Origin of the sequence: Xenorhabdus griffiniae, assembly GCF_015163655.1 — a bacterium.
In the GTDB taxonomy this organism is placed as follows: Bacteria; Pseudomonadota; Gammaproteobacteria; order Enterobacterales; family Enterobacteriaceae; genus Xenorhabdus; species Xenorhabdus griffiniae.
Genome location: NZ_JADEUF010000153.1, coordinates 1 through 6649, shown reverse-complemented (window position 1 = coordinate 6649; position 6649 = coordinate 1). Strand labels below are relative to the sequence as shown.

Here is a 6649-nt window from a genome sequence, read left to right as displayed (position 1 = left end):
CCAGTATAAAAGATAGTCAAGTGGCTAAACGTCGAAGAGCAACGTGGTCAGCAGAATTCCGTAGTCAGCTTATCTTTGATTGAATTAAATACAAAGTGGAATCCCGCCCTGGTTATTAAGGTGAGTTTTTTTGTGAATTACATAATTTGTTATCAACTTTTAATTTTATTGGCCTGCAACATGATATCCTCACTCCCCATTCGTTGTGCTGTCGGGGAAATTGCTATTCCCCGCAATGGGAAAATGATATGGCAGATGACACAATATTAAATTCAACCCCCATCCACTGGTTATCATCAAATGAAACTGAGCTTCTATCTGAATCTGTTTTAGATTGGCTGATGGAAGTCGGTTCAATGACACGTCGCTTTGAACAATATTGTCAGCAGGTATCGGTTGCTCCTTTCCGGGAGGATTTTATTCCCCTGACAGAGTTAAATGATGAAAGTGAGCACTTACCTGTAAGTGAAAAATATTGGTTACGTGAAATTGTCTTGTATGGGGATAACATCCCGTGGCTTTTGGGACGCACAGTGATTCCTGAGGAAACACTCACTGGCCCAGATAAAAAATTGGTTGATGTAGGCACGGTTCCACTTGGACGTTATCTTTTTAGTGGTAATAATTTAACGCGGGATTATATTCAAATAGGCCGGCAGGGGGATCGCTGGGCACGTCGTTCTTTATTGAGGCTGTCGGGCAAGCCACTGTTGCTCACAGAGACTTTTTTACCGAATTCACCTGTATATAAATAGAATTAAGATCAACAGAACTAAAGGGGAGAAATAGATTGAAGGTTAGTATGACGCGAGATAAATGGCGTGCTTATTGCCGTTTAATGCGTATTGATAAACCTATTGGCGCATTATTACTATTATGGCCAACCTATTGGGCATTGTGGATCGCCGCAAAAGGCATACCAGATTGGCACATAGGATTAGTATTTACTCTTGGTGTGTTTTTCATGCGTGCTGCGGGATGTTGCATTAATGACTTCGCAGACAGAAAATTTGATGGGTATGTAGAACGGACAAAATCTCGTCCTCTCCCCAGTGGCGATATTACCGAAAAAGAAAGCAAAATCTTGTTTGCCACACTGGTACTCATTTCTTTCGCACTGGTTTTGACATTGAATAAAATGACGATTGCATTGTCGGTCGTTGGTCTGGCATTGGCGTGTGTTTACCCTTTTGTCAAGCGTGTTAGTCACTTGCCACAAGTTGTGTTAGGTGCGGCTTACGGCTGGTCAATTCCGATGGCCTTTGCTGCAGTTAGTGAATCCTTACCCTTGGAATGCTGGCTGTTATTTTTAGCCAATATCGTTTGGTCTGTAATTTATGATACGCAGTATGCCATGGTTGATCGTGATGATGACCTGAAAATCGGCGTGAAATCGACCGCCGTACTTTTCGGACGCTTTGATAAACTGATCATTGGCATTCTGCAATTCATTATGTTGGGCATTTTGGTCTTCATTGGTGGGATGGTGAATCTGGGCGGGATCTATTATTGGACGGTATTGCTGGTAACAGCATTATTCATTTATCAGCAAAAACTGATGACAAATCGGGAAAGGTCTGCCTGTTTTCACGCTTTTATGAACAATAACTACGTTGGTTTAGTTTTGTTCCTCGGTATCTTTTTTAGCTATGTCTAATAGGGTGTAGCGTTTAGATAACGGGCAGATTACCGCCCGTTATCTTCTGACCAGCTTGGTGTCGTTATTGCTGATCTTGTGTTACCTGTACAGGTTCATTTTGTTCTGGTGGCATACTGACACTTTCAATCGTTAAACGAATTTCAGGTGACATCAGCTCACTCAATACATGATAGAGTTCTTGGGCACTGGTGGTAATCATATCGCCGCTGTCTTGAATATAACCTTCTTCACGCAACGTATTGACTGAACAGGCAAAAACAGCCTTGTCAAAGAACTCCGGCGCATTGATGCCATGCAGCACTGACAGACGTTGTGCCAGCATCCGGCTCTCTTTTTCCAGTACACCACGGCTGATTTCAGGTGTGGCATTCAACAAAGAGAGCGTAATGGCATAACGTTGCAGCGTTTCCCTGATGCCGGCTGCCAGCAATTGCAATGGGCGAATACGCGCAGGATTTAGCACCAGCATTCCTTGCTCTTTGTTGCAGATAAGGCATTGGCGTGCCAGCTCATCAATCAAGGTATTGACAACCTCCGGGAGCGTTTCCTTGCTGTAACGCATGAAAAGTTCCTGCTTGATCAGCGGATAAATCAGCGCTACCTGTCTGAGCAATTCACTGCGGCTAATGCGGCGGTGATGCATAATAATACTGGTGATCAGGGAAGGCAGGATCAATAAGTGCTGGATATTATTACGATAATAAGTCATCAATACCGCGCTTTCACGTGGCAGGATAATAATATCTCCCAGACTATCTTTCTCGACTTCAAACTTATCCATCATAAGAGCGTGATCTAGCAACTCTTCTGCGGTTTGGTTTGGCACCGTGATATCGTCAGTGTAAGGCACATTACGCAATAATTGCAGATAGCAATCCAACTGCTCAATAAGCTGTTCACGGGTCAGCGCTCGCTGGCGTGATGACAATAACGCGGTAGTGCATAAATTAATAGCATTGGCAGCGGCAGCATTATTGATATTGACCATAATATTGTCAGCCAGTTTACTGACTGTTGGTGTCAGCCATGTTGGACGTTGCGATTCGATTGGATCAATGGAGTCACGCCACTCGGGTACATGCTGATTCAGGTATTGTGTCAACGGGATCGGTTCACCAAAATTCACGTAACCTTGTCCCAGATTACGTAATTTGCGCAACCCGCGCACCATCTGGAAAAAGCTTTCTTTTTCCTTGGTTGCACCGCGCAGCTCTTTGGCATACGTTGCCACTTCCATCACATGCTCATAACCGATGTAGATCGGTACAATCGTGATGGGACGAGATTCCCCTCGCAGCATGGCTTGCAAGGTCATGGAGAGCGTCCCTGTTTTGGGATCAAGCAAACGACCAGTACGGGAACGTCCTCCTTCGACAAAGTATTCAACTGAATAACCACGGGTAAACAACTCGCCGAGATATTCACGAAAGAGGGTTGAATAGAGCTTATTACCTTTAAACGTACGGCGGATAAAGAACGCACCGAGACGACGGAATATCGGACCGGCAGGCCAGAAATTCAGGTTAATGCCCGCAGCAATGTGTGGTGGAACTAGCCCTTGGTGATAGAGCACATAAGAGAGCAAAAGGTAGTCCATATGGCTGCGGTGGCATGGAACATAAACCAGTTCATGGCCATCCTGCGCCAACTGGCGAACTCGTTCGGCGTTATGAACATTAATGCCTTGATACAAACGGTTCCAGGTCCAGCTTAAGACCCGATCAGTCAAGCGTACGGTTTCATAGGAGAAATTTGCGGCAATCTCTTCCAACATATTGATGGCATTCTGTTTTGCCTTTTCGGGAGAGATTTTCTTGCTACGGGCTTCATCAGCAATCGCTTTTTCTATTGCTTTTGAGGTCAATAACTTGTTGAACAGATCCTGTCTGGCAGGTAAACGAGGCCCAACTGCCGCAAGACGTTGGCGGGAATAGTGCATCCGAGCTACACGGGCGAGTTTATTGGCGATGATATTATCTGTACCATGCTCATCGGCCATATGACGTAAAGACACCGGTGTGGAGAAACGGACAAAACTATCCCGTCCAAGCCATAAGATGGCAAAAAACTTCTGCACGCCATTTAGCAAGCGTAATTGTGGCGTAGTATGTCCTTCTTGCCCTTCGCGTCCTGGGGAACGACCAAACATGACGGAAACAGGCACCATCTGAATATCCAGATCAGGATTATTGTGATGCAAGTCCAGATAGGAGTGAAAAATTCTCACAGATTCATGTTTTGGTGCATAACAACGGAACACGCGTGGACCGTTATCGATAAAGACACAGCTGGGAAGCTGTGTATCACTAATTTCCAAAGGATTCAACGGATCAGGCAGATCTTGCGCCAGACATTGTTGACGCAGAGTCAATAAGTCTGTTTTTGAGTGATACGGCAGTATATACAAAATAGGCCGAGTCGTATCAAGACGCAGCTCCGCAATAGGATCCGTAGGGATTAATTTACTTTTTACTAATAATTTTAGTGGTAAATTCAACAACTTATAATATATTTTACGCCAACCTGACATAACTGCTTTAAGCCTCTTGTTAGCAACGCATCGCAAGGATACCAGAAACAGATTTTGAGATCTGTGGAAATAAGACAATAATAAGAGCTAAAAGTTATATAACCATATAATCATTAAGTTCATTAAAGAAAATTTTTATGGCAAATCAATCAACAGGTTTGAGCCGTATCATTAAAGCGGCTGGGTATTCGATGAAAGGAATCAGAGCTGCATGGAAAAATGAAGCGGCATTTCGGCAGGAGGCAATCGTGGCCATACTTGCGATCATCGTTGCATTTTCTTTAGATTTTAGCTTGCATGAGAGGCTCTTCCTGATTGGCTCTGTTATGCTGGTGGTCATTGTCGAAATCCTCAATAGTGCCATAGAAGCCGTCGTCGATCGTATCGGTAGTGAATATCATGAATTATCAGGTCGAGCGAAAGATATGGGCTCGGCGGCTGTATTGCTCACCCTGCTTTTGGCGTTGTTTATTTGGGGAATGATCTTTTGGTCGCATTTTATGCATTGATGGCGCGTATCTTTTCATCAAATACGTTATTTAGCTGCTTTTACATGCTGACAGGTTCCCAATTCGACTTTACCTGTATATACTCACAGTCTGACTGTATAAACAAACAGGGGGCGAAATGAAAGCATTAACTGCCAGGCAGCAGCAAGTTTATGACTTGGTGCGTGACCATATTTCGCAAACGGGTATGCCACCAACACGTGCTGAAATTGCAGCGCGACTTGGTTTTCGTTCACCTAACGCAGCAGAAGAGCATTTAAAGGCACTTGCGCGTAAAGGGGTGATAGAGATTATCTCTGGTGCATCCAGAGGTATCCGTTTGCTGCTTGAAGAAGCTGAAGGGGCAGGATTGCCGCTGATCGGTCGTGTTGCTGCTGGGGAACCACTGCTGGCGCAGGAACACATCGAAAGCCATTATAAGGTTGATCCTGGTTTATTCAAACCAAGCGCTGATTTTCTGTTACGTGTCAGTGGCATGTCCATGAAAGACATTGGGATTATGGACGGAGATTTACTGGCTGTGCATAAAACACAGGATGTTCATAATGGGCAAGTCATTGTGGCGCGTATTGAAGATGAAGTCACAGTAAAACGCTTCAAACAAACAGGCAACAAAATTGAACTGATTGCTGAAAATCCGGAATTTAAACCTATTGTTGTTGATTTGAGCGAGCAGAATTTCACTATTGAAGGATTGGCCGTCGGCGTTATTCGTAGCGGGGACTGGTTCTGATTGTAAAGGCGGATAATTGCAGTTGCCATTCTGGGGCGGTCACTTTTCCCAGAACCCGTTAAACTTAAGTTCAACGGGAGCTTGAAAAATATATGATTATATCAGTTATGACCGCCTCATTGCCCAATTTGGCTGCAAATGTTTTTTCTTATTTCTTTTTATTTTCTTCAACCGAATGATTGTGCTGACATATATCGCGCTCCGTGCAGGATTCAATCTCATGGCAGGAAGAACATAGGCCATGAACTTCTATCACGCTATTTCGTAAATGAAACCCCGTACCTTGCGCTAACTGTTGAATCGCTGATTCAATATTCTTTGCATCCTTTTCGGTCACAGAACCACAAAATTCACAGATAAACATTGCCGAAGTATGGCATGGTTCTTCAAAATGATGGCAAAGCACATAGCTGTTTGTGGATTCTATCTTGTGAATAAAACCTTGTTCCAGCAGAAACTCTAATCCACGATAAACTGTTGGAGGCTTGGCTTGTGGCTCGACTTCACGCAATAAATCTAGCAAATCATAAGCGCTTATCGCGCCAGGCTGTTCAGTAATCAAACGAAGAATCTCAAGGCGTTGAGGTGTCAAACGAACCCCTCTTGACAGGCAGATTGTTTCAGCCTGTGCCAGTAACTTTTTTTGATTGATAGTTTTCATTACACCTCTCACACCTACCCGATGCTAATGACTTTAATGTTATCATGTTTTTTAACCTGAGAGTGGGATCTGGATGATGTTCGGTTCTCGTCTGATATGTAACATACCGGTGAAGAAGAGGGGTTAACTTGTCATGATGAGATACTTGAAAATAAAGTTAATCCGTGGATAAGAACAATAAAATGGGCTAAAAAACGGAGAAAATAAAACTGAAAATATTGGATAATATCTGAGAGTTTAAATTAATTTATCTGGATAATTATATTGAAAATTAAAATTATATACCAATCTAACTGCAAGATGCGTGTAATTTCTTCCCGCGAAGCGGGAAGAAATCAGGTTTCATATCGTGTTGTAAATTGCAACTTGAAGTTTAATGCGTATATGTTGTTTAAATATATCAATATTTATAATTAACACTGTAAATAGTATTCTCCATTACTAATAAGTTCATCAGAAAAACTATTTGCATCAGTGGTATAATCGGTCATCCGAAGACTGACTGCCTGTTCTTATGAAATTGAAATCGAATATCACCCTGTCTGAACCTGAACGT

General features: G+C 43.1%; 6 protein-coding genes. 4 read left to right on the top strand and 2 right to left on the bottom strand.

Annotation, left to right across the window (positions count from 1 at the left end; genetic code table 11):
• The first annotated feature begins 248 nt into the window (after positions 1–248).
• Together ubiC and ubiA are read left to right on the top strand one after the other, a co-directional pair.
• Positions 249–755, top strand: coding sequence for a chorismate lyase (ubiC, locus tag IQ211_RS17270; RefSeq protein WP_189761160.1), 507 nt, complete (start codon positions 249–251; stop codon positions 753–755).
• Between the two features lie 47 nt (positions 756–802).
• A complete protein-coding gene (ubiA, locus tag IQ211_RS17265) occupies positions 803–1657 on the top strand; it encodes a 4-hydroxybenzoate octaprenyltransferase (protein WP_189761161.1) in 855 nt (284 codons plus the stop codon).
• 64 nt (positions 1658–1721) lie between these two features.
• Here ubiA and plsB read toward each other — a convergent pair whose 3' ends face one another.
• Complete coding sequence (gene plsB, locus IQ211_RS17260; RefSeq protein WP_189761162.1) at positions 1722–4190, bottom strand: glycerol-3-phosphate 1-O-acyltransferase PlsB; 2469 nt, start codon at positions 4188–4190, stop codon at positions 1722–1724.
• Positions 4191–4327: 137 nt separating this feature from the next.
• On the opposite strand from plsB, the gene IQ211_RS17255 reads away from it, so the two are divergent.
• Together IQ211_RS17255 and lexA are read left to right on the top strand one after the other, a co-directional pair.
• The gene (locus tag IQ211_RS17255) at positions 4328–4699 is read left to right on the top strand and encodes a diacylglycerol kinase (RefSeq protein ID WP_189761163.1); all 372 of its coding nucleotides are present in this window, start codon (positions 4328–4330) and stop codon (positions 4697–4699) included.
• A gap of 118 nt (positions 4700–4817) precedes the next feature.
• Positions 4818–5432, top strand: coding sequence for a transcriptional repressor LexA (gene lexA / locus IQ211_RS17250; RefSeq protein WP_189761164.1), 615 nt, complete (start codon positions 4818–4820; stop codon positions 5430–5432).
• A 148-nt stretch (positions 5433–5580) separates the two neighbouring features.
• Here the strand turns inward: lexA and zur are convergent, their stop codons facing one another.
• Positions 5581–6093, bottom strand: a complete 513-nt coding sequence (gene zur / locus IQ211_RS17245; RefSeq protein ID WP_189761165.1) for a zinc uptake transcriptional repressor Zur — start codon at positions 6091–6093, stop codon at positions 5581–5583.
• Positions 6094–6649 lie beyond the last annotated feature (556 nt).

What these genes read in the sequence shown, in the direction of transcription:
- IQ211_RS17255 (WP_189761163.1), top strand. Translation starts at nt 4,328, where the DNA reads ATGGCAAATCAATCAACAGGTTTGAGCCGTATCATTAAAGCGGCTGGG.
- lexA (WP_189761164.1), top strand. Translation starts at nt 4,818, where the DNA reads ATGAAAGCATTAACTGCCAGGCAGCAGCAAGTTTATGACTTGGTGCGT.
- ubiC (WP_189761160.1), top strand. Translation starts at nt 249, where the DNA reads ATGGCAGATGACACAATATTAAATTCAACCCCCATCCACTGGTTATCA.
- plsB (WP_189761162.1), bottom strand. Translation starts at nt 4,190, where the DNA reads ATGTCAGGTTGGCGTAAAATATATTATAAGTTGTTGAATTTACCACTA.
- ubiA (WP_189761161.1), top strand. Translation starts at nt 803, where the DNA reads ATGACGCGAGATAAATGGCGTGCTTATTGCCGTTTAATGCGTATTGAT.
- zur (WP_189761165.1), bottom strand. Translation starts at nt 6,093, where the DNA reads ATGAAAACTATCAATCAAAAAAAGTTACTGGCACAGGCTGAAACAATC.